Raw genomic sequence first — 26132 nt, forward strand, 5'->3', positions numbered from 1 at the left:
AACATGACGATGCCAAACGATTCGGGCCCGGTTCGCCGGGCCCGATTTCTTTGTGGCGATGAATATCTTGTTACTTGTCCGCGCGATTGGCGTTTCGGATCGCCTCGACCGCTGCCGCATCCATTCCGCTGTTCAGCAGGCAATCGGCAATGAAGTCCGACTTGGCCTCGCAGTAGTCGGAAATTCCAAGCGATTCCTCGTAAGCTAGCCTCCGTTTAAGCTCGGCGTACTCTTGAACCGAATCTGGGTTTGCAAGCAGGAAGCGCCTGAGTCGCAGGTGGTTTTCGAGCGCTTCGCTGTCATGCACGCAGACGTACAGATTGTGGCGAAAACCGATATCGGCCGGCTCGCGATAGGCGATCCGCCCCGGAATACCCAAGTCGCCGCGATGCTCGTAGCCAAGCCCTTCGAGTGCGTCGCGCACATCGGAAAGAACGCCTTCGGACTCGACGACAATATCGACATCAATCACTGGCTTTGCCGCCAGCCCGGGAATCGACGTGCTGCCGACATGCTCGATGGAGCGCACGCCCTCGGGCATTGCGGGCTGCAGCAGCGCTTTGAGATAGGCGAAGCGCAGCGGCCACTCCGGATCGTAGTCGACGATAAGGATTGGCATCGGGGCGCTGAGTTCGCGCGCAAGGTCTTCGAGGAATCGAATCAGCGACCGGGCTCGCCGCTGCGCTTCCTCGCGCCCTGCCTCGGTCTGCATCGTTGCGGGAAGTCGTAGGAGCTTCGTGAAGAAGTGGTCGATCGAGAACTGTTTGTCATCCCGCTCGCGACTGCGTGCCCAAGGATCCGCGCCATCAAAGAACTCCGTCCCCATTTTCACGCCGGTGGCAATACATCGCATGATGCCAATCGTCCCGAGCGCTTCCAGGCGGTCGGCATCCTGCAAGGCGCGCCCAAGAGGGGCTGAAGGAACTGCCCCACGGCTGAAGCTGTGGTCGCGCACGGCGTCGGCAATGCGCTCGACAGCGTCCTCGCTGAATCCGAATCGCGGCAGCAGGCGGCGAGTCTCGTCTGCGGAGAGTGTGCTGGCCTGGGCGCGCTGCGGCGAGTTCTTCGGCACTTGCACGAGGTCATGGCAGAGCGCCGCCGCGACGGCCTCGCGTCGATCGATCTCTCCCCCGCCCAGGCGAATCGTCCAGACAGCAACGCGTTCCGCATGAGCCAGGTCGTGCCCGGCATCCCCCGCCAAGTGAGGGGCCACTTCCACGCGCAACGCGGCAAGTTGCTCATCGGCGGCAAGGAATTCCCGAAGGTCGCGACTGCTGAAGGGTGGCATGGCTTCTTAGCTCTCCGTGGGCGCTTCTTTGTACGGCGCGCCGGTGGCGCAAATTCGTAGGTACTTTCCCGGTTCATACGCGATCGAAAGGGGTTGGTACGAACCCGAATCGTCATTCAGGCTCGCGTGCCCCTCTCCACGGCACGAACGCAGGGGCCAAGGGCAAATGTCAAATCGCAGGAGAGCATCATCGCGAAACTCGAGTGCCTCTGGAATAGTAAGAAGCGTCTCGTTCACGAGCGCATCGCCAGCATAGTGCCGCAATGGAACGATCGCCGGCCACTTGCTTTCGATCCCGAGGTCACAGGCCGCTTCCTTCATGGCTTCCACTTGTCTCCGCCGAGAAGGATAGACGGACAGCCCTTTCCGCTCTACAACTTCTCTGTACTGACGCCACCAGTCCTCCCACTCGCCCCGGCTTCTCTCTTCATCGATCCCCGACAGGTCGAGGAGCATTGTGTCCGCATCGCCCTCCGCCCCACCAGGCGGCGAAAGAAGACTGCGCCAGCGGTAGACTTCTGTAGGAAGCGACGAGGCATCGTGGAGCATGTTCTCTCGAACGAAGAAAACAGTCGGCAGCCCATTCGATGATGGCCAGCAAATGTGCCTGATCGGATGTGTCTTCTCATACGCATCGTGAACGCGCTGCAGGAAGCCATGGAAGTCCACGGGTGTCGGCTGCTTCCACAGCCACTTCGTCAGCGCACTGTTCAAGCAGGTATCCCTGAGACAGGGAGCGATTGTGTTGAGCCAGATCTGAGTTGGGGAAGCGATGGGAACGTCATCATCCTCTCTCCCTTCCACCAATAGCTGGAACAAGCCATTGCCCTCTCCCTCTCCACGCGCGGCATGGCAAATGACATGACGAATGGTCGAGCGGAAGAGTCGCGCGCGAATCCAGAAGATGATTGGTATGCAGAACAACAGGCCGGCCACATAGCCGAGGATATCCCTATGCCGCGAGAAGGCCTCCGGGAACCGCAGTATGATCATCCCAGCGGTTGTGAAAGCTGCGAAGAGGGACAATCCATGCAGGATTCGCCCCAACGATCGACGGCGCAATGCTCTCTCCAGGAGGGCATCATATTCCGGGTCAAAATGAGAAATCTCTGGCACTGATAACCTTCTGCGCTCGATGGGCGTTTCCAGGAATGGCCGCTATCCGCCACTTGAGACACTACGGAAGAGCCGTCCCAATATTCTCAACCGGAGCGCTGGAAAGGGCATCCGTTGTCGTCTTTGCCCGCCATTCCTCGCCCGGTTCGTATTCGATGCGTGCGTTCCGGAGCCACCTCGGGCCGCGGCGTGTCCAGACTGCGCACGAATTCCTGTCTGTGTTGTAGGAGACCCGTCTCGGGTCCATGAGTGACAGGGCCTCGGGGACAGTGAGGATTCTCTTGTTCACGAGTACCTCGCATGAATAGACGCGCAAAGGAACGATGTGTGGGAAGTGGCGCCAGAGCTTCTCCTTGGTCATCGCTTCAACAAAGGCACTATCCATGGTCTCTTGGTTCTTGTGGATTCCGGCGGCGATTCTAAACCACAGGGTCCCTGCCTTTTCGCGCCAGGTGTTCAACTGGAAGCGTTCCGCCTCCATTTCGATCCCGCGCAAGTCCAGGACAATCGAATCGGCGTTGAGCCGTTCCGGTTTGCAGTCGATCAGAATGTCGCGAACAGTCTTTCGATCTATGGCAGCGAGTATTCTTCGCAATGCCCACGCGTCGGGATTGGCAAGGATCAGCAGCAGCATTCCAACACACAGAAGCCAGACGAGAATGAGGGTTTGGATGAAGAGAGAGAAACCGACGAAATTCCCATCATTCCCTGCGAGAATCGCGGCCAGCATCCTGGTTGCTTTCGGGGCGACCAGTAGAAAGACGAGTGCTCCCCATCGCCTGCTGATGCTCAGAGCCCTGAGTCTCCGGAAGTAAGGATCCCGCCGCATCTGATAGAGATTCATCTCAAGGCTCCCCGTATGAGAGGTAGCCTTCCACACGCGCTTCTGCCGGAGCAAGCATTTAGAAACCGGGTGTCAATGTGGGCGGCTACTGCGTCGCCAGCACGTCCAGAATGCGCGCGGATGCTTTGCCGTCGCCGTAGGGGCTGACGCCGCGGGCCATTTGGGTGTGAGCCTCGGGATCGCGCAGCAGGCGCGTGGCCTCGGCGAAAATGCTGTGGGGATCGTCTCCGACCAGCTTAACAACGCCGGCATCGACGGCTTCCGGGCGTTCGGTGACGCGACGCGTCACGAGCACCGGTTTGCCGAGTGCCGGGGCTTCTTCTTGCACGCCGCCGGAATCGGTGATGATCAGGTGAGCGCGCTGCATGAACCACACGAAATCGGGATAGGCCAACGGCGAAAGCAGGCGGAAGTTCCCGACGCCGCCGAGAATGTCGTTCACAGGTCGCTGCACGTTTGGATTCAAGTGCACGGGATAAACGAAGAGCGTTTCGAGGTTCTCCTCGGCGAGGCGGCGGAAGGTCTCGCAGATGCGGGCAAAGGGCGCGCCGAAGTTTTCTCGGCGATGCCCGGTGATGAGGACCATGCGCTCGTGCGCATCGATCGCGGGAGCAATTTCGGCAACAGGACAAGCGGCGGTCTTGACGCGCTCGACCATCCACAACAACGCATCGATCACGGTGTTGCCGGTCACATGAATCGCAGAACCGGGATAGCCTTCGCGCAGGAGATTCTGGCGCGCGCTGTCGGTCGGCGCGAAGTGCCAATGCGTGACGCAGGATGCCATCTTGCGGTTGGCTTCTTCGGGGAACGGCGCCGCCAGATCTCCGGTCCGCAGACCGGCTTCGACGTGGGCGACGGGCTTTCCGGCGTAGAACGCCGCGACGGCTCCGGCAAAGACGGTCGTGGTGTCGCCTTGCACGAGCACGACGTCTGGATCGTATTCGGCCAGCACGCTCTCCATCGCTTCAAAGACGCGCGAGGTCACATGGAAGAGGGTCTGCCCCGGTGCCATGATGTTCAGGTCGCGATCGGGGACGATGTCGAAGGCGCGCAGAACTTCGTCGAGCATTTCGCGATGCTGGGCCGTAACGACAATCGTGACATGAAATTCGGGGCGTTCTCGCGCGGCCAGAATGACCGGCGCCAGCTTGATGGCCTCGGGGCGCGTGCCGAAGAGAAACAGGAGCTTGCGCGGCGTCATCGGAAGTGCTCTTCGTAGATTTTCCGCGCCTCATCGTAGTCTTCGACCACACCGATATCGACCCAATAGTCCTTCAGCAGGTAGCGCCCGACCTTCATGTCGTTTCGCAGCAGGCACTTGATCAGTTCATCGATGCCGAAGTACTCGCCATCGGGAATGAACTCGAAGATATCCGGCTTCAGCGCGTAGATGCCGGCCAGGATTTCCATGTCCAGGTCGGGCTTCTCTTCGACGTCGAGAATGTATCGCCCATCGGTGTGGATCTTTCCGAACCGGAATGGCGCGGTGACGATTTTTGTCACGACATGCAGCGGCGTGGATGGATCGTCGGTGGCGAATTGCAGAATCTCGCCGAGGTTCGCCGTCGTCAGGATGTCTCCGTTCATCAAGAGGAAGGGATCGGTCAGTTCCTCGCGCAGCAGACTGAGGGGACCGCATGTCCCGAGCGGCTGGTCCTCGACGCTGTAGCGCAGGTTGATTCCGTAGCGCTTTCCATCGCCGAGAAACGAAGAGATGTACTCGGACTTGTGCCCAAGCGCCAGGATGATCTCGCCGATGCCGTTTTGCTTCAGGTGCTCGATCTGAATCTCGAGGAGCGACTTCTCCCCCAGCGGAAGCAGCGGCTTGGGAATGACGTCGGTGAACGGCTTGAGCCGAACGCCCAAACCTCCGGCCAGAATGACAGCTTTCTTCGTCGCGCCCATCCCGTTACCGTCTCCCGTTCATGTCCAATACCGCTTGGAATCAATCGTCTGTGCCCGCGGGCGAAGCCATTCGATGACGCGGCTCAGACCTTCGTCCAGTTCGACTTCCGGGCTCCATCCGCACTGCTCGCGCAAACGAGTCGCGTCGCCGAGCAGGCGGCGGACTTCGCTGCCGGCGGGGCGAACGCGCTGGCCCTCGGTCTCGATAGCCAAATCGACGTCCAACAGCTTCATGATGCGCTCGGCCAGCTCGCCGATGGAGATGTCCTGGCCGGCCGCAATGTTGAGCACCTGGCCGACGGCTGCGTCGCTCTCCGCAACGGCCAGAAACCCGCGAACCGTGTCTTCCACGAACGTGAAATCCCGCCGCGGGTCGAGCGCGCCAAGGTGAATGGGCTGACCGGATTCCGCATTCGCCAGGCACTGGAGAATAATCGTCGGAATGATCGCGCGCGGAGTCTGGCGAGGGCCGAAGGTGTTGAAAGGTCGCGCCACGGCGACGGGTAACTCAAAGGCATGATGGAAACTGAGCGCCATCATGTCGGCGCCGATCTTCGAGGCCGAGTACGGCGACTGCGGCTGTAGCGGATGCCTCTCGTCGATGGGGACAGTCCGGGCCGTTCCGTAGATTTCGCTGGTGGACGTATGCACAAACCGACGCGCGCCGGCCTCGAGCGCGCCCCGGGCGACATTCTGCGTCCCCTGGACATTCGTCTGAACGTAGGATTCGGAGGCCGTGTACGAGTAGGGAATCGAAATCAGCGATGCCAGGTGGAACACGGTCTGGGTGTCGCGGCAGCAGCGCCTCATCAGGTCGCCGTCCCTGACGTCGCCAAAGACGACTTCAACGCTATCGAAGACTTCCCGTGGCAGATCGCTCAGCCAGCCAAACTGGTTCCAGGAGTTGTAATAGACCAAGGCACGGACACTGGCTCCGCGGCGAACGAGAGCCTCGGTCAAGTGGCTGCCAATGAAGCCATCGGCGCCTGTGATGAAGACACTCTCCTGGGACCAATCGACCATGATTCGCCTTCGACAGATGCAAAATCCGGAAGCCATTCGGGCTTTCCGCACGTGCAGCAAAGCATCCACACAAGCCCGAGGCGTCGTCAATCCTACTGACCGCAGGCATCTGGAGATGCCCGAGGAAGGGAATTGCCAGTCGAAGTGCTCTCGACTTGGATGAGTAGCGACTGGCTTGGATCGCCCCCGTATTAGGCGGGCTGAGAGGAATCCGACTCACGGTTGACACGCCCTCACAGGGTACCAAAGGGTTGGGAATCTCGCCCCAGTGAAGGGTCGTCCCGGTGGTCCTGGAAAACTCCAATATCCTTGCGCTTACAGACGACTACTGGGGAGGGATGCAGCGTGTCCGCCACCGCATGCCATCTTGTTGGGCGGAAGTTGGAAACCGTGTTTTGTGGCTCGAGCAGGCGCCCTACCCTGGGGACTTTCGTTCGGGGCGCGCGAGCCTGGCGGACTCACTCAGAGGCACCCTCCATCAACCTCGGGAACGCCTGTGGGTCGGGACGATGCCGCCGGCGTTTCCCCGCATGATGAAGGGTGGCCCAATGGGGAACTCGCTTCGCGCAGTTCATCGTCCGTTCGATCGCCGGAGGATCAGGAAGTACTTGGGAGCGTTGGGCTGGGAGCCGGATCTGGTAGTCCTGTTCCAATTGCCAGTGCGGCATGATCTGCTCGCGATGTTCCCGAAGGCAACAACCGCGTACTACTGCAGCGATATCTACGGGTTCGGAGAAGCGACGCCTGGCGAACTCCAAGAGGAGGAGGCCTGCTGCCGAAAGGTCGATCTGATTTTCACCACATCAGAGGTTCTGAAGAATCGCCTCGTCCGTTTCAACCCGAGGACATATCACATCCCTCATGCAGTAGATCGGGATTGGTGGGAGAGTGGTTCGGGACAGTCACCACCTGAATTCAGCGGTATTCCGAAACCGCGCTGCGTATTCACCGGCGCGGTGTTCGAGCGCTTGGACTTCGACCTCCTGCTTAAGTGTGCTCAGTTGCGAAAGGACTGGCAGTTCGTTCTTGTTGGTCCGGTAATCCGAGACTCATCCGAGATCCAGCAGTTGAGGGGTGAGAAGAACGTATCTCTGCTCGGCCATCGAGCCTGGGAGGCCATCCCCGGCTATTTGAATGGCGCGGATGTTCTCATGGTCCCGTTTCGGAGAAACCCGGTGGCGGAGAATCTCGGGCTGCCATTGAAGTTTTACGAATATGCGATGAGCGGAAAGCCAATCCTGAGTACTGACTTCGGTCCGTTCGAGTTCCCTGACCCATCGCTGGCTGTTCGATATCAGACAGCCCAAGAATGGAGCGACTACCTCGAGTACATCGCATCGAGCCCATCGGAAGAGGCAAAGAAGGCAGAGCGCCGTCGATCAATTGCTCTCGAGAATACGTACGAATCGCGTCTGGAACTCCAGCGTGCGGCATTCCGATCCTTGCAGGAAAGGGGGGGCGATCGTGAAGTCGTCCCGTGACGAACGCCAACCGCTAGCTTCCGTTATTGTGCCGGCTTTCAACGCGGCGGCAACTATCGCTGAGACGATCGAGTCCGTGCAGGCACAGACCTACACGAACTGGGAAATGGTGATCACCGACGACGGTTCGTCGGATGAAACCCCTGCGATTGTCCGAGAATTCGCAGCCGCCGATGACCGTATCCGCCTGCTTCAATTTGAGGAGAACACTGGGCTTGCCGCGCGTGCCCGGAATAACTCCATGCAACATGCTCGCGGCGAGTTCTTCGCCTTCTTGGATGCGGACGACGTCTGGGTGCCAGAGAAGTTGGAGAAGCAGATCGCCTACCTCCTCGATCATCCGGATATCGATGCAATCACTTGTTGGTACTATGTCTTCGGCGATGCAGAGCGGGTTCGCCAGTACAATAATATGATGTGGCGCTTTAGCAGCGAGTCAGTAACTGTCGACCAGGTACTGCAGCAGTCACTGAATACCGACACGATTGTCATGCGACGACACTGCTTCGAGCAATTGGGAGGAATGATCGAATCCTCCTCACTTCGTTTTGGCGAGGACTACGAGTACTTCATCCGCCTCGTGGTGGGCTTTCATGTGGCGCGATTGACCGAAGAGCTTTGTGGCTATCGACTTGCACCACAGGGGGAGTCGCTTTCTACCAGCGAGGGGCAGTTGGATCAACGGAGGAGCATGGAGCTAACTATGCTCGACTATTTGCGGGAGGGAGGAGTGTTGAACCCCCGCCAGCTTCAGCGTCGCGCGGCGATTGTTCACTACAATCTCGCCAAGGACAACCTCTTCACCTATCATCTTCCTTTCCGGGGCGATTTGTGGAAATCCGTTCGAACGCTGCGAGCCCCGGCCAAAGCAAACGTGATGTTCCTGCTTAGCTTCCTTCCGGCATCACTGCTGCGGAGGGCATTGATCGCTTTGCTCACGATCAAGAATCGGTTCTGAGAATGAACGAGAGAAGAGAATTGCAGATTGTCGGAATGCACACCCCGAACCCATTGGAAGTGCCAGCGGGCGATTCGACTTGCGCTGGTCACCGCGTCGACTTAGGTACCCGAAGGCAGAATAAGCGCACCGAAATGTCGAATCCTCACTGTTTCTTTTGTCTGGAAGATTGATCCATGCCCAAACCCAACTTCCTTGTTATTGGCAGCCAGAAGTGCGGAACCACTTGGCTTGCCAATGTCCTGAGTCGACATCCGGAGGTCTACTCTCCTCCGAACCAGAAGGAGTTGCACTTCTTCGACGATCGCCCCACGTTCGAAAAGGGAATGGACTGGTTTCTTTCGCAGTTCGAAGACGGGAGTGGCAAGAAGAGGATCGGAGAGTATACGCCGAATACGATCTATCTGGGGAGAGGCCCCGAGGACGATCCGACATGGCGGGAGGAAACGCCAGAACGAGTCCGCGAGCTCGACCCACAGATGAAATTGATCGTGCTGCTGCGTGAGCCTGTCTCCCGTGCGGTATCCGCCCACTATCACAATATGGGGGTTGGACGCATCGCGCCAACGATGGACATTTTCGATGCAGATAGATCATTCCATACGATTCGAATGGGACTCTACGCCTTCCAGTTAAAGAGGTGGTTCGAGGTCTTTCCACGAGAGCAGTTCCTGATCCTCTTCTTTGAGGAAGCGGTCCGTACCGATCAGCATTCGACTCTTCAAACTACCTTGGATTTCCTGGACCTCTCGCCGTTCCCTCAGGGTATGATGCCCGATCTGCAAAAGGCCCACAACAAGCGTGCGTCATTTCTGGCAATGCGACTCCGGCGGGGATATCCGAGGCTCTCTTGGGCGGTCGACCGCTTCCTTCCATCCGCAATCAAGAATCAGTCGCGCTTTCGCATCTCCTTGCCGAAAGATCGTCTGGCGGAGATGAGGGCGTTCTACAAAGAGCCCGATGCGGAGCTGGCGGACCTTCTTGGGCGTCAGTTGCCCTGGGCTGGCGGTCGCTAAACATCTCCAGCTTGGCGCCGGCATGGCAGGGATTCAGATGAGGGCGGAGGCTCCCCGGCCGAGACTTCACCGGAATCCCAGCTTGACAGCCCTCGCGCCGCTGGCAGACTTCTTCCCGCTATGAGTCCCGAAGCCACCGAATCCACCGAAGAACATACGTCGAAGAGCGAAGCCCTTGCGCCAGGCTCCGCCGGGCAGGCAAGCGCCAATGGTGGCGACCTGCCGGAGACCGTTATTAGCCCTGACCCTCGTGTGCGCATCCTCCAGACAATCAAGGACGTGATCGAGTATCGCGAGCTGTTTCTCGCCTTCGTCCTACGCGATATCAAAGTCCGCTACAAGCAAACGGCCCTCGGGATTGTCTGGGTTGTCCTCCAGCCGATCATCACAGGTGGCGTGTTTGCCATCGTGATCTCGATTCTGCGGGGAGGTGGCGATGTCGATCTGAGCGACTTGCTGTTCTACATGGTCGGTATGGTGCCATGGACATCGTTCGCAAGCAGCCTGCAAATGGCCTCCACCTCGATGGAGATGAACGCGAACCTTGTTAGCAAAGTGTACTTCCCGCGCATGGTCGTTCCCGGAGGACACGTTGTCGGCTCGTTGCTGGACTTCTCGATCGCCTTTACCGTGTTCCTTCTTCTATCTGGAATAGCTGGAGCTTTCACGCCGCTGTATCTTGCAATGATGCCGCTCCTCCTTCTCATCCAGTTGCTGACCGCCTGGGGGCTCGGCCTCTTTCTGGCATCCCTTAATGCCCAGTATCGCGACGTGAAGTACGCGATCCCGTTTATCTTGCAGATCGGCATGTTCCTCGTCGTGCCGCTTTCTCTCTACCAGTGGCAGCCCTGGTGGCTTCAGGAATTGTTGACCTGGAACCCAATGTCGGCCGTCGTGGAAGGATACCGGAATCTCCTGGTTGGAAGAGGGATCGATTGGGCGTTGACCCTCAAGGGACTGATCGGTGGGTGGGTTCTTCTGGCCCTCGGGATAAAGTTCTTCACTAGCCGCGAGCGCATGATGGTGGACATACTTTGATGGACTCTGGCCCCACTAATTCGCGAATCAAGTGCGTTCATCTTCCCAGCGTCAAGAACGTCTATATCGATCTGCTCCAGCAGGCACTCGAAGACGAGAATGTTGAAGTCGAGTTCCATCGTCAGATGCCGACGTTCGGGGAAATCATCCAACAACGCAAATCCCCGCCACTGTACCATTTCCATTGGCTCAACATCCTGTACCGACAGACCGCACATACGTTTGCCTTTCACTTCCTGCACTTCTACATCAAGCTAGTGATGATGAAGAGGTGGGGGTTTCCAATCGTATGGACGATGCACAACGTCTGGCCGCATGATCCCCAGCGCAAGTACCTGGCAGTGTGGGCTCAGAGACTGATGGCCAGGGCCGCCAAGGGAATCACCGTCCACTGTGACTGCGGAAGGAAGCGGTTCGAGCAGACTTATGGCCAGCACCCGGGGCTTCGCGTAATACCTCCCGGCAACTACGCATCGATTCATGCTCTGCCACCCTCGAAGCAGGAGTGCCGCAAGCGCCTGGGCATCCCAGATGATTCCTTTGTCTTCCTTTCCTTTGGGTTTCTCAGGAAGTATAAGGGCATCCAGCAACTCCTCGACGTCTTTCCGACCTTGCCGGGAGAGGAGAACCTCCTGATCCTGGCAGGGAATGCATACGACAGGAGCATGCGGACTTACTTGGGGCGCAAGAAGGCACAGATCGCCAACCTGCGCGTCGATCAGCGTTTCATACCGGAGGAAGAAGTCCCCTACTACTACGGCGCAGCGGACGTCGTTGTGGCTCCCTTCACGGCGATCTTGAATTCTGCGAGCGTCATGATGGCGATGACGATGGGCAAGCCCGTCATTGCACCGGCGATCGGGTGCATTCCAGAGCAGGTTCCTGCAGATGCGGGCTTTCTCTATGATCCGGAGACTATGGATGGTCTGCAGAAAGCGATGCAGCAATCCATGGAGAGTGATTTGGAGATGCTGGGAACGAACGCCCGAGCCGCCGCAGAGAGGTTCCCTTGGTCCGAAGTCGGGCGCGCCCACAGAGCCCTCTATCAGGATATACTCAATCCCGGCGCTTGAGCCGATTGTAGGCCTGCAGCGCTTGGCGACCGCCAGGCAGCGACTCGATCACGCGGAAGATCCGGCTGGCTTCGAAGTAATCCTGATAGACCGATTCCACCAACTGGATCGCCTCTTCCCGATAGCCGTGCTCCATCAGAACCGCCGCGGATTCTCCGTGCATTCGTCCCCGCGAAGCCACGGTCTTGGCATCCTCCTGGTGGACCGTTGAAACAAGAACGTCGGGGAAAACCTCGGCACGGACTTCCGGGCGCTCGAACATGCGGATCCACATCTCGAAGTCCATGCAATAGTGCACGTCTTCACGCAAACCGCCAATGGCCTCGAACAGGTCGCGACGGAAATACGCCGCTGGCTGGCTGATGAACCTTTCGCGCCAATGCAAGACGTCTTCCAGCGTCACATTCTCCGGCCTATGGATCTTCTCTGATTTCGTTTCCGGAAAAACCCGCCGGGAAGCCCCAATGAAAATCGAAGCGTCCGACGCCGCCATGATTCGCTCAGCGAGTTTCCATAACGCACCAGGCATCAGGTAATCATCTGAGTTCAGCCAGTTCACGTGCGTTGCATCCTCGAACCGCGCCATTCCCTTGTTGATGGCATGACTCTGTCCGCGGTCCTTCTCGCTTACCCAGCCGGAGAGGAACTCCTCGTACCTCTTGATGACCTCCACAGACTCGTCGGTCGAGCCGCCATCCTCGATATAGTACTCAAGCTTCGGGTATCCCTGAAGCAGCACAGACCGAATCGTCGCCTCGATATACCGGCCCTGGTTGTAAGACGGTGTGATAATTCCAAGTGCAGGGAGGCGGTCAATGTCCGAGGCCCAATCAGGACGGGCCGCCGGGGCGCATCCTCTGTTCGGCCAGGCTTTTTCGTCAGAAATGGAGGAAGGAAGGCCCGTCACAGTCTGGCCTCCTGGTCGATAAGCTCTCTGTCCTCGGCAGATAGTCCTCTGCCGGCTAGCAGCCTATACAGAGCCCGGAAATGCTTCGCTGTGCGATCCCAGGTGAATAGTTCGATGCGAGCCTTCCCCAGTTCGATGAGACGACCGCGCACTTCTTCGTTGGTCCAGATAGTAACAAGGCTGCGCGCCATGTCCTCGATGTCGTGGGGATCGAAGATGAGAGCCGCTTCGCCAGCTTGTCTTGGAAGAGAGGTCACATTCGAGCATGCCGCCGGCACGCCGGCCTCAAAAGCCTCCCACAAGGGAAAACTGGCAGCCTCATAGAGGGTAGGAATGACAACAGCGTGGGCAAGAAAATATAGTGATTTCATCTGGGCCTGCTCTACAAAACCCAGAAAGTGAACTTGTCCTTCCAACCCCAAGCTGCCCGTGAGTCCAAGTAACTCCGAATAGACGGGTTCATTCAATCTGCCCGAGAAAACCAAGTGAATACGGCTCTCGCACGCCTTTTGAGCTTCGGCAGTAGCTCGAATCAGATTCGCGTGGTTCTTGTGAAGCCAGAGCTGTGCTGGATAGAAGATGAACCTATTGGGAAGGTTTAGCGTCTTCTTGGTACTGCGTATTACATGCTCACTCGGCCTTTCCTCGAACTCTGTAACGGGTGCAAGGGGGACAGCTTTGACTCGCGATGGATCCAGCCCATATTGCCTCTCAACGTCTTGCTTGATCCAAGTCGAACAGGTCGCCACAAGGGTTGCTTGATTGGCCATCAGTCTGTACATTCTCTCCCTCGTCTGAATAGTCGCGGGCTCAAACAGACTGGGCAAGTGAACGTGCTGCAAATCGTGAGGGTGATAGATGTTGGGAGTTCTCGTCCGAAATCCCCACTGCTTGAGGAAATGAAAGACATCGAACGCCTCGCTAACAATGACTTTGGGCTCATGGGGGAGATGGCCAAAGCGACGTCTGTGGAGAATCTGAACTTGACGTTGAATCCGTTTGATAAACCCTCGAGGTCTCTCATTCATAGATTCGAACGGTTGTACTTCAAGAACCCGACATGATCCACTGCAGTACTTCGATAGCCACTCCTTGTTTCCTGAGTATGTGCAGAATACATACTCCTCGTCGCCATCGCTTAATCTTGAGAGGGCACTTGCCATTCCCAGGACAACCTGCTCCACCCCCCCCCATCTTCCAGGAACAATACGCGCGTCCAGCCCGATCCTGATCTTACCATCACGCTCATCGGACATCAGACTGCATGCCCTCTGATCTTGCAGTATCCCACTAGTTGGCCTTTCTCTCTCGAAACAAACTCGTAGCCAAGCTTCTCATACAATCTCTTTGCCAAAGTGTTGTCCTCATAAACCTTCAGGCGTATCTTCATAGCTCCAGCCTCGGCAGCCACGGCGTGCAAGTACATCATCATGAGTGATGAATAGCCTCTTCCACGAAAAGCAGGGTGAACGATAATACCAAGCGAGGGGATGTCAAACCCCTCGTCCCATCCTCGCAGGAGCCCGTAGCATCGAATCTCATTCCGACTAATCAAGGCGAGGTACTGATCCTTGCCGGTATGCCCGCAAACCTGCCGTGCATGTGCTCCGGTAAAGGGATGTGGATGGAAGTACTCGGCATCCCCAGATTCAACTATGGCCTGGAAGAGTGACCCAAGCAAGAGTTCATCATCCCGTTCCAACGAACGCAAGAGGAGCAGCGATTTCACGATCATCCCTTTCGGCTTCTACGGATGATGCTCGAGATCCTGTCAACGTCCTCCTTGCGAAGGCCAACATAAGTAGGCAGGTTCATTCCCGTTTCACTCAGGCGTTCTGTGATCGGCAAAGTTGTGCCTCTTGCGCGAGCCGCCGCTCGATACGGCGGTAACTTATGAATGCTCATGAAGAAGGGACGCGTTTCAATGTTGTTCTCTTCGAGAATCACGCTCAATTCGTCTCTGGTGCGTCCATACTCGCGCTCATCCACAAGAATACTAAAGAGCCAGGGGGAGAGCGTGGCCCATGAAGCGACCGGTTGCATCAAAATGCCCGGAATAGAGTCAAGAGCATCCTCGTACCAGCGGTATATATTTCTCCTCTTCTCAATGATCTCTTTCTTCCGATCTAGCTGGGCGCACAACAGGGCACACGCAACATTGGTCAGCCGGTAGTTAAACCCGATTGTGGGGAAGTAGTAGCGTTGATCTGGATCCATCCCCTGTCCTCGGAGAATCCGAATTCTCCTTTCAAGCAGATGATCGGAGACTGTAAGGGCACCCCCTTCTCCTGAAGTAAAGAGCTTGTTGCCATAGAACGAAAAAGTGGCAACCCTCGAGAGTGTTCCTGCGAATCGCCCCTTGTAGGTTGCCATCGGGGCCTCTGCAGCATCCTCGATGACATCGATCCCATGCAGCGAAGCAAGATTGTTGATTGCATCCATGTCGGCTGGATGCCCGTAGAGATGCACAGGAATAATGGCCTTTGTGCGCTGCGAAATGCACTCTTCAAGACGTCCAGGGTCAATTGTCCAGGTCTCTCGATCCACTTCCGCAAAGACTGGGGACGCCCCAACATAGGAAACGGCATTTGCAGTCGAGATGTAGGTCAGACTGGGGACAACGACTTCGTCGCCCGGCCCAATATTGAGGGCCTCCAATGCCAGATGCAAAGCGACGGTGCCATTACAGACCGGAACTACCGACCGCCCTCCTGTAACCTCTGAGAAGAGTTGTTCGAATCGACTTACGAATTTCCCTGTCGAAGAGATCCATGTGCTCCGGACCGCTTCCGCAACGTACTCCTCCTCAAGGGTAGTAATGTGAGGCTTGGCAACTGGTATTCTGGGGTGTTGTTCACTCATCCCGAGTCTTCCTGTCGAATGGGTTTTTTTAGGGCTAATCCGCAAACACCTTTCCCGGGCATTTGCGAAAGGGAGTCGTATCGCACCATTTGTCTCGCCATGTCTCTTGGATCGTAGACGGTTCGGGACAATCCTGCCTTGGTCCACTGACTCTCATACCGCTGGAACCAGCCGGGCACTCTCTCACCATAGAATTCGATTCTCGGGTCGACTGCATCGAGCGGTTCGAGGATCCTGCTGTTGATGGCTTCCTCGTCGTAGTACCGCTGGAAGAAGTGTTGTCCTTTCTGATTCCGATGGGTGTTCAGCCCGTACTGATCAACAGGACGAAACTCCTCCTCGAATTGAGCAGAGACGGGAAACGTAAGCAGAAGCTGTCCTCCAGGTTTTAACATCTTCCACATCTGGCAGATGGCATCCCGATCGTCATACTCGCCATCGATATGCTCAATGACGGAGATCGCCCAAATGGCATCAAAAGACTCGTTTTGTGCAGAATCTTCGTAGCTTCTCACATCAATGCACTCAGCAGAGATTCGCTCCACTCTCAAAGCGGTGATCAACTTCCGTACATTCTGGCAGTCCTTTACGTCCGGATTGATCATAAAAACCCGAAGCTCTTCACGATGGCTGACTTCGTAGAAACTGAATAACCAAGGAGAAGAAACGTCCAATGCCCGAATTGCTCCATCCTGCAAGTGCCTGTTGACAAAATCGAACTCGAAGTACCTGACACTTGATACAGGATTAAGTCTTAGTCGGCAAGATACTGCTGGATGACGAAAACCCAGCTTGCCGCCGAGAGAACGCCCATAGCGGTCGAATTCGAGCCCGGGCAGCCCCAGCCTGCGGCCTTCCCTAAGTGCCCATTGAGCTCGAGGGAAGAAGCGCAAATAGGTGAGCAGGCTGCGAAGTTGATTCAAGGCCGAATTCTCCCTCTGATCTGCTTCAGCAGCCTCTGAAGGAAACTGCTGCGAGAAGCATATCCGTACTGCTCGCTCAATTGCTTGTAATATGATGGATCAATCTTGCCAGCAGGAGGCAACACATATTCCTTCTTCACTTGCATCCGCTCCGAGCGGGGCTTGTATCGGCGGGCCAAGCCAACACCGCAGTTTTCTCCAGAAGCATCCAGTCCCAGATTTAAGGAGAGTGTTTCATTTGGATAGAGGTTGAGCCCACCTTTCAGAAACTGAGTCAGGTGCCAGCAAATCGCCCAAACGTCACGGCCGCTCCTGCATTGGGCCACGTAGGTTGGAATGTCCTTTCCTACAGACTCTAAGTCCATCCCGGCTTCTTCTATTCCGTCCAGCAGTTCATCCAAATCCATCGTGAAGTCTCCCCAACGATCTTTCCACGTGGCCCAACCCCAACTGGATGATCGAGGCAGAAAGAAGCCGTCATACTCAGGGCACAAATTGCAATAATGTGGCATCGTATAGGAGCAAATCGAGTAGACTCGCCTTTCTGTCCTGTAGCGTTCCAGCGCTTGGGTCATGAAGCGGTAGAACCCGGGAAGCACCAGAATATCATCTTCCAACACGATTGCGTACCCGAAGCGCTCCATGGCTGCTGAGACACCAGTCGTTATAGACTCCGATAAGCCCCGATTCACCTCCTGGAGATGAACTTCCTTTTCGCACCAATCGATGCTGCCGACGAGTGCACGAACCTGCTCCACGAGCGCAACATGCTCCTCGCGCTTAGGTGCATCAGAGTAGACAATTAGATGGGGAATACGCTCGGCACGCAATCCATCAAGGACACGAGCAGTGTGCTCGGGCCGAGCGTAGGTAAATAGCAAAACTGGGACGGCTTCAGTCTTCATACATTTTCCAGCGAGTCTTCGTGCAAATGACAGGATCGATAATGACGGAGCATGGCAAAGACCCAGAAGCAGATGAACGTCCGGCCACTAGGCCTCCTGTGATTTGTTCTCCGTACTTATTCAAGAGGCGTCACTCTCCCGGGGTACCAGAGCATCAACAATCAACGAAGTATATTTGTAGGGCGCATTTGGTGATGCGTTCCTTCTGTCGTGCTTGAGGGACCGCATTACGAAACCATCCTCCGATGACCAATCATTCGCGACAAACGAGCCTTCCTTAGTATAGAATTCGAGAGGTTCTGGGATCAGCCCAGATTCGCGAATCAGATTGGACAGACTGTCAATATCGAGAAGGAGTTTGTGGTCGTCGGCGCCGGGTCCAATTCCGCCAGGCCTGACATGAGCGATATATTCTGGGCTCGGGTGATAGCCGTCTGGGACGGCGATCCGGACTCTTCCTCCTTGAACCAACGCGAGCGAGCAGTTCTTGAGGGCCTGACGAATCTGTTCTTCAGTCAGATGTTCGAATACGTGCTCGGCCAGGAAGTGAGTAACTGCAGGCTTGGGCCAAGTCCTGAGGAACTGTTCTCTATCGATGACATCGAGCAGGGCCTTATTCGTTGGAAACCAACCAGGATACGCTGTCTGACCCGCTCCGATTATGATCCTGCGGGACTTTCGCAGAGCACGCCATTTCCGGTACCTGTCCAGTCTGTAAGTGACTCTTCCCAACATCTCAGCTCAATCTCCTCATAAACGTCGTCATGGTGAATATCTGAGCGTAGGGCGCAGGCCCGAATACATTCTCGACAGAGTAGTCTTTCTCATATTGACTGATTGCGTCTCTGTACTTCTTCCTTTCGGTATTGTCGAAGACAATGACCCCTGCAGGTGCGATCTTCTCGTGAGCATAATCGAGACACTTCTCACGTGCGCGACCGTCGATAACGATGATGTCGAACTCGCCATCGAATTGAGTGATGCTGCGGCAGTAGGCTCTGAAACTCATGCCCCTGTAGCGATCGCTTGATGAAGAATGTTCGTCTTTCCCATGAACTGGTGGCGCGCTCACGATACGCCAGTTTTGGACTCCTTTTTCCTTCTTCTCTTGAAGAAGAGAATGATACCATTCAGTATCGTGTTCGACGGTGATCAATTCTTGTACTCTATCCACGAAGAAGAGGGAGGATCCTCCTCCTCCCCACTCGAAGACTCGATCGTTCTCAGTCAGAATCTGCTGAAGACGCCGAATCGCTGGGTACGATATCCATGGAATTGCGTCCGATATAGGGCCTCCTTCCGGCCTCAGAACGTACTTGCGCCAAGCCGGGAAGTGCCTCCACATCGCCAAGTAGTTGCTCAACGTTGGCCGCTGAGCTCTTGCGGGCCGATGGAAGTACCGACTGTGATACTCGAACAGCAGATCTTTCGTTGATCTCATGCGCTTGCCAGTCCAATCTCGTACTCGACGAAGACCGCTGCATGTCCCGAAGGCGGTAGTGCTCCAGTCCCGTAGTAGTCGCCCGCTTCCACGTCAAAAGCGGCTGCTTCTTTGACCCAATCCAATATCGCTCCGCGAGACTTGATCATTGTATTGAGCGAGTACTGCCCAGGCGCGAGGGGAAGTCGATCCATCGTGAGGGCGAGTACATTCTCGCCAGAATCCAAGGTGATGTCCTTGGCAAGCGTTCGATTGCTCATGTGGATCATTGGGATACCGTCGGACCGGAGAATAGCCAGATCGAATTCGATATCCTTTCTTGATGTGCAATCTACTGTGAGGCGGAACGTGGCTGACTCACCCGATCTGCATGCGCATACTTCGGAGCCCGATTTGTCAGCTATCGCAAACCTTGTTAGCCTTGCATCACCGGTCCCCGTTCGATCTGCTCGATCCAGCAGGCTCACAGGTCCTGTGGTTCTGTTAGAGCGTGAGTATTCATCAACTATCTCTTCGGTACTTCCGCAGCGGACCATTCGTCCCTGCTTGAGCAAGATGCCAGTCTTACACAAACCCTTCACCGCTGCCATATTGTGACTGACAAAAATCACCGTTCGTCCTTCTCCCGTGGCGACGTCCTGCATCTTTCCCAGGCATTTCTTCTGGAACTCAGCGTCCCCGACAGCGAGGACTTCATCGACGACGAGGATGTCGGTGCGCAGATGGGCAGCGACGCTGAAGGCAAGGCGCACGTACATGCCGCTCGAGTAGAACTTCACCGGAGTGTCGAGGAACTTCTCGATCCCGGCGAAATCGACGATGGCATCGAATTGCTGAGCAATCTCCGCGCGAGTCATGCCGAGGATGGCGCCATTCAGGTAGATGTTTTCGCGTCCGGTCAATTCGCGGTGGAAGCCGGTGCCGACTTCGAGCAGGCTTGCCAGACGACCACGATACCGGATGGTACCGGCGGTCGGCGCGGTGATCCGGCTGAGGAGTTTCAGCATGGTAGACTTGCCGGCACCATTGCGACCAATCACGCCAACGGTGTCGCCCCGCTGGATTTCCAGGTCGACATCGCGCAGTGCCCAGAAGGTCCCTTTCTCTTCGTCAACGCCGAAGTCCCGCCGGATCAGGCGTCCGATGCCTTTCATCAGATCTTCGCGCAGGTTGTCGTTCAAGGACTTGGGCCCGCCAAGTCGGTAGCGCTTGCCCACGCCTTCGAGTCGCACGGCCCATGGCGCGACAGCCTGAGTTCCGGGCGTCGTGTCGGCGTTCTGAATGATAGCGGGGGCGGCGGGCATAGGGGTTTGCGTGGTCTTCTCGATCAAGCTTAGATATTTGCCCCCAGTAGACTTATGCGACTATCTGGGACCAACGGCAAAGGGAATGGTGTGAGGGCCGAGTGGGGCTGTCAAGGGCGAACCCCCAAGGGGGCTCTCTTGGGTTCTGCGAGGACCGCCGGTAAGCGGGGGAACTCAATTACCAGCGGGGCCGAGTTGGCGCGCAAGGGATCGTAGTTTCTGTCAGGCAGCGATTTGTTTCATTCGATTCGGGTCAGGATTCGTGAGAGCAAGCCGGCAATCACTCTGGTTCCTTATCGAGGGTTGTCTTCAAGATCACATCCTACTGCGCTGTCGGCGGCCTATGCCTGCCGTTCTTCTTTCCGCTCCGCCTCATACCAGGCAATCGTCCGGCGCAGCCCCTCGCGGAAATTCATGCCTGCCTTGAACCCGAACTCCTTCTCCGCGCGCGAAGTATCCAGCATACGACGGGGCTGTCCATCGGGCTTGGTGTCATCCCAGACGAGTCGTCCCTGGAATCCCGTTTCTTCAACGATCAGTTCCACCAGCTCCTTGATTGAAATCTCGAAGCCAGCGCCCAGATTCACAGGATCGGGTTTCTCGTAGCGCTCCGCTGCCAGTAGAATTCCCTCCGCGGCGTCTTCCGCATAGAGGAACTCGCGCGTCGCCTTGCCGGTTCCCCAGACGACAACCTCCTCGTCGCCACGCTCGCGAGCTTCCACACACTTCCGAATCAACGCCGGAATAACATGGGAACTAGCCGGATTGAAATTGTCTCGCGGCCCATACAGATTCACCGGCAGGAGGTAGATCCCGTTCAGACCATACTGCGCGCGATATGCATTGAGCATCACCAGCAACGCCTTCTTTGCGATCCCGTATGGCGCGTTTGTGTCCTCGGGATAGCCGTTCCACAAGTCCTTCTCCTGAAACGGCACGGGCGTGAATTTCGGGTATGCACAAATCGTCCCGAGACACACGAACTTGGCCAACTGACGACGGCGCGCCTCCTCGATGAGGTTCACACCCATCATCAGGTTCTCGTAGAAGAAACGCCCCGGGTTCTCGCGATTCGCCCCGATTCCTCCGACGGTTGCGGCCAGGTGAATTACGATGTCCGGCCGGGCATCTTCGTACATCTGCCGAACGGCGTCTTCATGGACAAGATCGTAGTCTTCGACCCTTGGGACGAAGATCTCACCGGCGCCGCGCTTCTGCAGTTTCTCAACAATGTAGGATCCAAGGAAACCGGCTCCACCGGGAACGGCAACGCGTTTTGAGGACCAGAATTGTCTGGAATTGGCGGCTTCGCTCATACTCATTACTCCCCAGGGAACTTCGCCGGCATGGCCACCGAACAGTGCTTCATTCAGAACTCTCCCTGAGAATAGAGCAAGACAAAACCCGACACCTGTATTCGCTGAGAGTGGCGGTATGGCAGATGCGAAAATGAGGATGAAACGCCAGGCTACGCGATCACGTCGCGATACAACTCCTCGATGTCTGCTGCCATTTTCGATGCGGAGAACCGTTCTTTCGCAATAACCAGCCCTTCGGCGGCGAGGCTGGCTCTCTGCCCCTCATTATCGAGGATCGCTCGCCAAAGCTCCGCCGCTTTGTCCGCGTCGCGGAATGGAATGACGACTCCAGTCTTCTCGTGTTCAATCATCTGATCAAATCCCTCGAAGGGCGTCACGACCGGCACGGCTTCCTTTGCAAGCGCCTCGGCGAGTGCCAGGCTTAGGCCTTCGTATAGGGAAGGCATCAGGAAGTAATCAGCCGCACTGAGAAGCTTCGGAACGTCGTTGCGATAGCCGAGGAACTGCACGCCACGCAGGTTTGCGTCCTTCACGGCGCGGCGCAGCGCTTCGCCCTCTGCGCCTTCGCCGGCAATCCACCATTGCAGGTCGGGGTGAGTCTCCTGCAGGCGCGCCATGACCTCGACGCCGAACAGAAGGTTCTTTGTCGGAGACAACCGACAAGCCGTCAGCACAACCGTCGCATCTTCGGAGGCGCCCAGCTCGTTGCGAATCGCAATTCGGTCCTCGGGGATTCGTCCAGTGATGATCGCATCGGGGACGCTGTTGAAAATGACCGATGCCTGCTTCACCTTCCGTCCGCGCGCTTTCTCCAGCGAATCGAGCGTCGGTCGACTGCAGGCGATAATCCGATGGCTTCGGCGATAGATGAATCGCTCGAGGAAATTCTGATACTGTTCCTCGTGATCGGGCGGGCGGTAGATCGACTGCATGTGCGACACGAGACGAGTCTTTGCCGGATAGAACGGGAGCAGAACTTCTGCGAGAAAACATGAAGCGACAAGGTGCGCATGTACAATATCCGGTTTCCAGTCGCGGACGGCCCGAAGGAACCTCCACACCAGACGTGGATCCGCCTTCGATGTCGCAAAATGGCCGCAACGATCGACGATCTCCCCCGCCTCGCCCTCGACAGTACCAGGGCCGTGCAACGAGAACGCAGAGTACTCGAAGGCACTCTGATCGCCATGGCGAAGCAGATTCAGCAGAACCGTTTGCGCTCCGCCAAGATTCCAGGAATCGATGACATGCAGAACTCGGATGGGTCGTGACATTCTCGCTCGGCCTCAGTGCCCGCGGGGTGCGGAACTATCGCCGCGCAATCGCAACCGCCGCAACGGGGAAATCCCGCCGCACAAGTCCGAATTTATTGGAATTGCTTCTAGATCTTCGCCGTTGCTGCGGTCGGCTTTGCGCCGCCGCACGATCCGCCGCAGCACCGCGCACAGCCCTTGATCCGATCCGTGAAGACATCCACGCGGATGCGGCCGATCAGTTCGACGCCTTCCGGTTCATAGGCCAGCGATTCTAGCACGCACTCGCTGCCGAGCCCTCCGGGCTCGATGCCGGTGTAGACCAGCAGCGCCGAACGAAGCGCAAAGAAATGCTTCAACGTCAGATACTCGACCGCTTCATCGGTCGACTGGAAATGATCCAGCAGCGCCTCGGGCGTGAGGTCGAGCATGTCGTCCGCTTTGCGGCCGATCAGCCAGCCAAGAATCAGCGATTGGTCGCCAACTCCCTGGCCGCAGGACTTCTTGATCAGGCTGTAGTGGGTCAGGCGGTCTTCCGAATCGAACGCGATGCGAACGATTTCCGTCACGTCGTGACAAGGCATAGGCAGGAGAGAACTCCAAGACATTTCGTTACGCGGGAACACAGTGGGGGCTTTGTCCCTGCGGCAGGGTTCTCATGCCTCAGTTGTGCCCCCTCTGTCGAAGGAAACCTGCAATCCATGCCGGTGAGAAATGCGTTTCTGTGGTGTGAAGGACTGTTATGTTTCCCTTGCAACCATAGACACGCGTCGCTGGAGTGGCCCCACCATTCTCCGGAGACAGTTCATGAGCGACGAACAGAATAGCCCACAGCCAACAGCCCCCGAAGCTCCACAAAAGCCTGAGAAGATCAAGTACAGCCTCCACTGGGCAATCCTGCTGGCGGTGTTCCTCGGTTTCGCATTGGTGGTCATCTTAGAATCCGTGGCGAGCAAAGAGGGATCCACTGCGATCGCCAGTGCAGTCGGTCATGCGATGGGAGCTCTCATTTTCAGTCTCATCCTCTCTGGCATCGCATTCCTGTTGGCTCGTCGTTCACGCGTCGTGGCGAACATCATCTTCGCCCTCGTCGCGACACTCTTCATCGCCGAAGGCTCTGTGGTTGCCCTGGCGCAGATTGTGTCCCGGGAAAAGGCGGCATCATATGATGAAGTTTCGGAGTTGGCGATACAAGACTTCACGGCGGATATGCAGGGGCTTCGAGTCGCGCTTGAGGAATCTTCGCAACAATGGATGGATTCCGGCGGACTTAACATGTCGACAAATCCGTCCGTCGAAGAAATCGATCAACGGATAACGTACGCAAAGGGCTATCAGAAGGGGCACGAGGATTCTCTGAAGGCAATGGAGGAACTGCCTTCCAAAGTTGAGAACCTGCTGAAGGAGAAAGGTGCGTGGAATTCGCAGAGCGAGAACAGGCTCCGCGAAGATTCGGCCACAGTTCGTGCGAAGGGCGCCGACCAACGGAAGCTCTTCCAGGCGCGGATCGAATTCGCAAAGACTTCCGTGAAGTACCTGGAAGCCCTGAAAGCGAGCCGGGACGACTGGGAATGCGATCCCGATGTCGGAGTTCCTGAATTCTCCGCAGACTTTCCCCAGGATGAGTTGGATCGAATCAATGGTCTCCTGATGAAAATCCAAGAACTGGCCGTGACCATCTCAGAATTGGAGCAACAAGTCTACGGTTCGCAGTAGATAAAGCAGTTCGCCAAACGTATTTCTCCCATCCGGCAATGATGACGAGGTGATCCCGATCGTCCTCGTTTCCCCGTCGGAAGCCTGGATCGAACTCTCGCTCGGGCAAGTCGCATCGGACGGTAAGCAATCGATCCGGGAACTCCGCCGTCCAGGTGAAGACACCGTGCTTGAATGGGATCTCTGGAATCGTTGCGTTCTCGGGCATCGGTTCGTTGCGCATCGCAGAGACTGCTGCGAGCCACTCGGCGGGAGTGACTTCAGTCAGCGGCCCATCGGCCTCTGAGGAAATGCTCAAGTGCACGGACTCGACGAGAGGATGATCGGCCATACTCTCTGCAATGTAGGCGACATTGCGTGCGAGAATTGAATCTGGCCTCAAGAAACCGGACCGATGTTCATAGAAGCGCATAGTAAAGGTGAGCCGATTGCCTTCCCACTCCAGCGTGCCGTGGCGATCCAAGCCTGCCATCTCGCTGCCGTCGATGATTCCTGGGATTCTCAGCGCAAGTTCCGGCGTGGTCTCCTCAAACTGCAAGCGGTACTCCCCCACTGCACCAGTCGATCGCAGGGGATTCGGATGTTTCATCGCTTCCCAATCCGGCGTTGGTTGCAAGAGATCGGGGTCGAGTTGCGCGATGCTCTCAGGCCATTCACCATTCTCAAAGCGATACACCCGCGCCGCCCAGGCGATTTGTGTTGCCAGTGCGCGTGATTCAATCCTCCAAAGAATTCGTGAGTATCCCACATGGCGAGCGGCAACCAGCAAAGCGCGAATTTCCGTCGAAGCTCGCTCTTCAACAGTGAATCGGCTCGTTACCTCCTCGGGAAGCCACAATGACTCCATCAACCCAGGGTTTCTCGCTGAAACAGTGGCAAGGCGCTCCTTCAGAGCAATCTCACGAGTCCAAGGCATCCGCTCAGCTGACTTCGTGTAGTCCCAACTGTGCTCCGTGAGGGAGTAGCGCTGCCCGAGAGAATCGATCCACCGCATGTCTGCGCGATTGCTGATACGTGCTCGGGCGCTGTCGGAACGGACAAGGAGCCTGAGCGCTTCCGTGAGATCATCGTCCCTTTGTGAGAGTACTCGTGGCATGGGAGAATCCCAGCGGAAGTAGCGCATCCGCCCCAGCTCGCTACTGAAGACGATGTCTGAAACCAGGTCTCTCTCATCGAATACGGGAGCGCAGTTTCTCACATCAGTCAGCGCCACGGCCATCTCCCTGCATTTTTCCACATCCGGAGTCTGACGTAGCATCTCCTCAAACACATCAATACTACGATTTCGAGCCGCGAATCGACGCCACGAGAGGGAGTCCTTCCTTTTCGCGCAGGCGGATTCCTTTGAGAGAGCTATACCGCTATCCCAATCCCCCTGATCAAAGATCTGCAGAGCATTCATGGTGGCAAGAACCGTTGAGTAGTAATTCTCGCCAGCGTCGACCAGCGGAAATTTCTGGAGCTGTTCACGGATCAAAGGAGCATTGGCTACTTTGAGTAGATCGAAGAAGCCCAAGGGGGCCGAGGAATAGAGAGTATCGTAACCCAACTGTGCACGATCGGGTGGATGATCGAAATGGTAGTTGGGATCGTAATCGGTATTCTCCTCAGCCCACTCCGCCAATGCCTCCTGGTAACGCAGGTCAGGCCTGGGAATCAGAAGCCATGCGAAGATGAATGGCATTGGCACGGCGACGAGCAGAATCACCCAAAGCCAACTCTTGCTCCAGATCGAAGGTCTTGCCGATGGGAACATC

24 protein-coding genes are annotated in these 26132 nt (G+C 56.7%); 6 read left to right on the forward strand and 18 right to left on the reverse strand.

Translation table 11 applies throughout. The annotated features are described in order from the left end of the window. Positions 1 to 70: 70 nt before the first annotated feature. The 6 genes from KQI84_03550 to KQI84_03575 all read right to left on the reverse strand — a co-directional run bounded on the left by KQI84_03550 (position 71) and on the right by KQI84_03575 (position 6179). On the reverse strand, positions 71 to 1288 hold the full coding sequence (locus tag KQI84_03550; protein ID MCB2153933.1) for a GrpB family protein: 1218 nt from the start codon (positions 1286 to 1288) through the stop codon (positions 71 to 73). Positions 1289 to 1294: 6 nt separating this feature from the next. Continuing rightward, a complete protein-coding gene (locus tag KQI84_03555; protein ID MCB2153934.1) occupies positions 1295 to 2350 on the reverse strand; it encodes a hypothetical protein in 1056 nt (351 codons plus the stop codon). Positions 2351 to 2465: 115 nt separating this feature from the next. Beyond that, a complete protein-coding gene (locus KQI84_03560; protein ID MCB2153935.1) occupies positions 2466 to 3248 on the reverse strand; it encodes a hypothetical protein in 783 nt (260 codons plus the stop codon). An 85-nt stretch (positions 3249 to 3333) separates the two neighbouring features. Continuing rightward, positions 3334 to 4452: a UDP-N-acetylglucosamine 2-epimerase (non-hydrolyzing) gene (gene wecB / locus KQI84_03565; protein ID MCB2153936.1), complete on the reverse strand. Its 1119-nt coding sequence runs from the start codon at positions 4450 to 4452 to the stop codon at positions 3334 to 3336. Further along, complete coding sequence (locus KQI84_03570; protein MCB2153937.1) at positions 4449 to 5156, reverse strand: NTP transferase domain-containing protein; 708 nt, start codon at positions 5154 to 5156, stop codon at positions 4449 to 4451. Before KQI84_03570 ends, wecB begins: the two co-directional genes overlap by 4 nt. Before the next feature lie 18 nt (positions 5157 to 5174). Further along, positions 5175 to 6179 (reverse strand): GDP-mannose 4,6-dehydratase, encoded by a 1005-nt coding sequence (locus KQI84_03575; GenBank protein ID MCB2153938.1) that lies wholly within the window; start codon positions 6177 to 6179, stop codon positions 5175 to 5177. Between the two features lie 548 nt (positions 6180 to 6727). Here KQI84_03575 and KQI84_03580 point away from each other — a divergent pair. From KQI84_03580 to KQI84_03600, 5 genes are all read left to right on the forward strand, one after another. Beyond that, positions 6728 to 7660, forward strand: coding sequence for a glycosyltransferase (locus KQI84_03580; GenBank protein MCB2153939.1), 933 nt, complete (start codon positions 6728 to 6730; stop codon positions 7658 to 7660). Continuing rightward, positions 7644 to 8618 (forward strand): glycosyltransferase, encoded by a 975-nt coding sequence (locus KQI84_03585; protein MCB2153940.1) that lies wholly within the window; start codon positions 7644 to 7646, stop codon positions 8616 to 8618. Before KQI84_03580 ends, KQI84_03585 begins: the two co-directional genes overlap by 17 nt. A 176-nt stretch (positions 8619 to 8794) precedes the next feature. Continuing rightward, positions 8795 to 9634 (forward strand): sulfotransferase domain-containing protein, encoded by an 840-nt coding sequence (locus tag KQI84_03590; protein MCB2153941.1) that lies wholly within the window; start codon positions 8795 to 8797, stop codon positions 9632 to 9634. 120 nt (positions 9635 to 9754) lie between these two features. Further along, entirely contained in the window at positions 9755 to 10672 is a 918-nt protein-coding gene (locus KQI84_03595) for an ABC transporter permease (protein ID MCB2153942.1), read from the forward strand. After that, positions 10672 to 11745 (forward strand): glycosyltransferase family 4 protein, encoded by a 1074-nt coding sequence (locus tag KQI84_03600; GenBank protein ID MCB2153943.1) that lies wholly within the window; start codon positions 10672 to 10674, stop codon positions 11743 to 11745. The genes KQI84_03595 and KQI84_03600 overlap by 1 nt, the downstream gene beginning before the upstream one ends. On the opposite strand, the gene KQI84_03605 is transcribed toward KQI84_03600, so the two are convergent. The 11 genes from KQI84_03605 to KQI84_03655 all read right to left on the reverse strand — a co-directional run bounded on the left by KQI84_03605 (position 11729) and on the right by KQI84_03655 (position 23243). After that, the gene (locus tag KQI84_03605; protein MCB2153944.1) at positions 11729 to 12652 is read right to left on the reverse strand and encodes a glycosyltransferase; all 924 of its coding nucleotides are present in this window, start codon (positions 12650 to 12652) and stop codon (positions 11729 to 11731) included. The genes KQI84_03600 and KQI84_03605 overlap by 17 nt on opposite strands. Then, positions 12649 to 13908 (reverse strand): glycosyltransferase family 4 protein, encoded by a 1260-nt coding sequence (locus KQI84_03610; GenBank protein MCB2153945.1) that lies wholly within the window; start codon positions 13906 to 13908, stop codon positions 12649 to 12651. The genes KQI84_03605 and KQI84_03610 overlap by 4 nt, the downstream gene beginning before the upstream one ends. Further along, entirely contained in the window at positions 13908 to 14387 is a 480-nt protein-coding gene (locus KQI84_03615) for a GNAT family N-acetyltransferase (protein MCB2153946.1), read from the reverse strand. Before KQI84_03615 ends, KQI84_03610 begins: the two co-directional genes overlap by 1 nt. Further along, a complete protein-coding gene (locus KQI84_03620) occupies positions 14384 to 15514 on the reverse strand; it encodes a DegT/DnrJ/EryC1/StrS family aminotransferase (GenBank protein ID MCB2153947.1) in 1131 nt (376 codons plus the stop codon). The genes KQI84_03615 and KQI84_03620 overlap by 4 nt, the downstream gene beginning before the upstream one ends. Next, positions 15511 to 16437, reverse strand: coding sequence for a class I SAM-dependent methyltransferase (locus tag KQI84_03625; protein MCB2153948.1), 927 nt, complete (start codon positions 16435 to 16437; stop codon positions 15511 to 15513). The genes KQI84_03620 and KQI84_03625 overlap by 4 nt, the downstream gene beginning before the upstream one ends. After that, entirely contained in the window at positions 16434 to 17342 is a 909-nt protein-coding gene (locus KQI84_03630; protein ID MCB2153949.1) for a hypothetical protein, read from the reverse strand. The genes KQI84_03625 and KQI84_03630 overlap by 4 nt, the downstream gene beginning before the upstream one ends. 736 nt (positions 17343 to 18078) lie before the next feature. After that, entirely contained in the window at positions 18079 to 18705 is a 627-nt protein-coding gene (locus KQI84_03635) for a class I SAM-dependent methyltransferase (protein ID MCB2153950.1), read from the reverse strand. A gap of 74 nt (positions 18706 to 18779) precedes the next feature. Next, positions 18780 to 20087, reverse strand: a complete 1308-nt coding sequence (locus KQI84_03640; GenBank protein MCB2153951.1) for an ABC transporter ATP-binding protein — start codon at positions 20085 to 20087, stop codon at positions 18780 to 18782. Between the two features lie 341 nt (positions 20088 to 20428). Further along, complete coding sequence (locus KQI84_03645) at positions 20429 to 21403, reverse strand: GDP-L-fucose synthase (protein ID MCB2153952.1); 975 nt, start codon at positions 21401 to 21403, stop codon at positions 20429 to 20431. Between the two features lie 152 nt (positions 21404 to 21555). Further along, positions 21556 to 22680, reverse strand: coding sequence for a glycosyltransferase (locus tag KQI84_03650; protein ID MCB2153953.1), 1125 nt, complete (start codon positions 22678 to 22680; stop codon positions 21556 to 21558). Positions 22681 to 22787: 107 nt separating this feature from the next. Then, positions 22788 to 23243, reverse strand: coding sequence for a hypothetical protein (locus KQI84_03655; GenBank protein MCB2153954.1), 456 nt, complete (start codon positions 23241 to 23243; stop codon positions 22788 to 22790). A gap of 223 nt (positions 23244 to 23466) precedes the next feature. On the opposite strand from KQI84_03655, the gene KQI84_03660 reads away from it, so the two are divergent. Then, positions 23467 to 24375, forward strand: a complete 909-nt coding sequence (locus KQI84_03660) for a hypothetical protein (GenBank protein ID MCB2153955.1) — start codon at positions 23467 to 23469, stop codon at positions 24373 to 24375. On the opposite strand, the gene KQI84_03665 is transcribed toward KQI84_03660, so the two are convergent. Then, the gene (locus KQI84_03665) at positions 24296 to 26131 is read right to left on the reverse strand and encodes a hypothetical protein (protein ID MCB2153956.1); all 1836 of its coding nucleotides are present in this window, start codon (positions 26129 to 26131) and stop codon (positions 24296 to 24298) included. The two genes, KQI84_03660 and KQI84_03665, sit on opposite strands and share 80 nt — an antisense overlap. Position 26132 lies beyond the last annotated feature (1 nt).

This window comes from bacterium, assembly GCA_020444065.1.
Taxonomy (GTDB): domain Bacteria; phylum Sumerlaeota; class Sumerlaeia; order SLMS01; family JAHLLQ01; genus JAHLLQ01.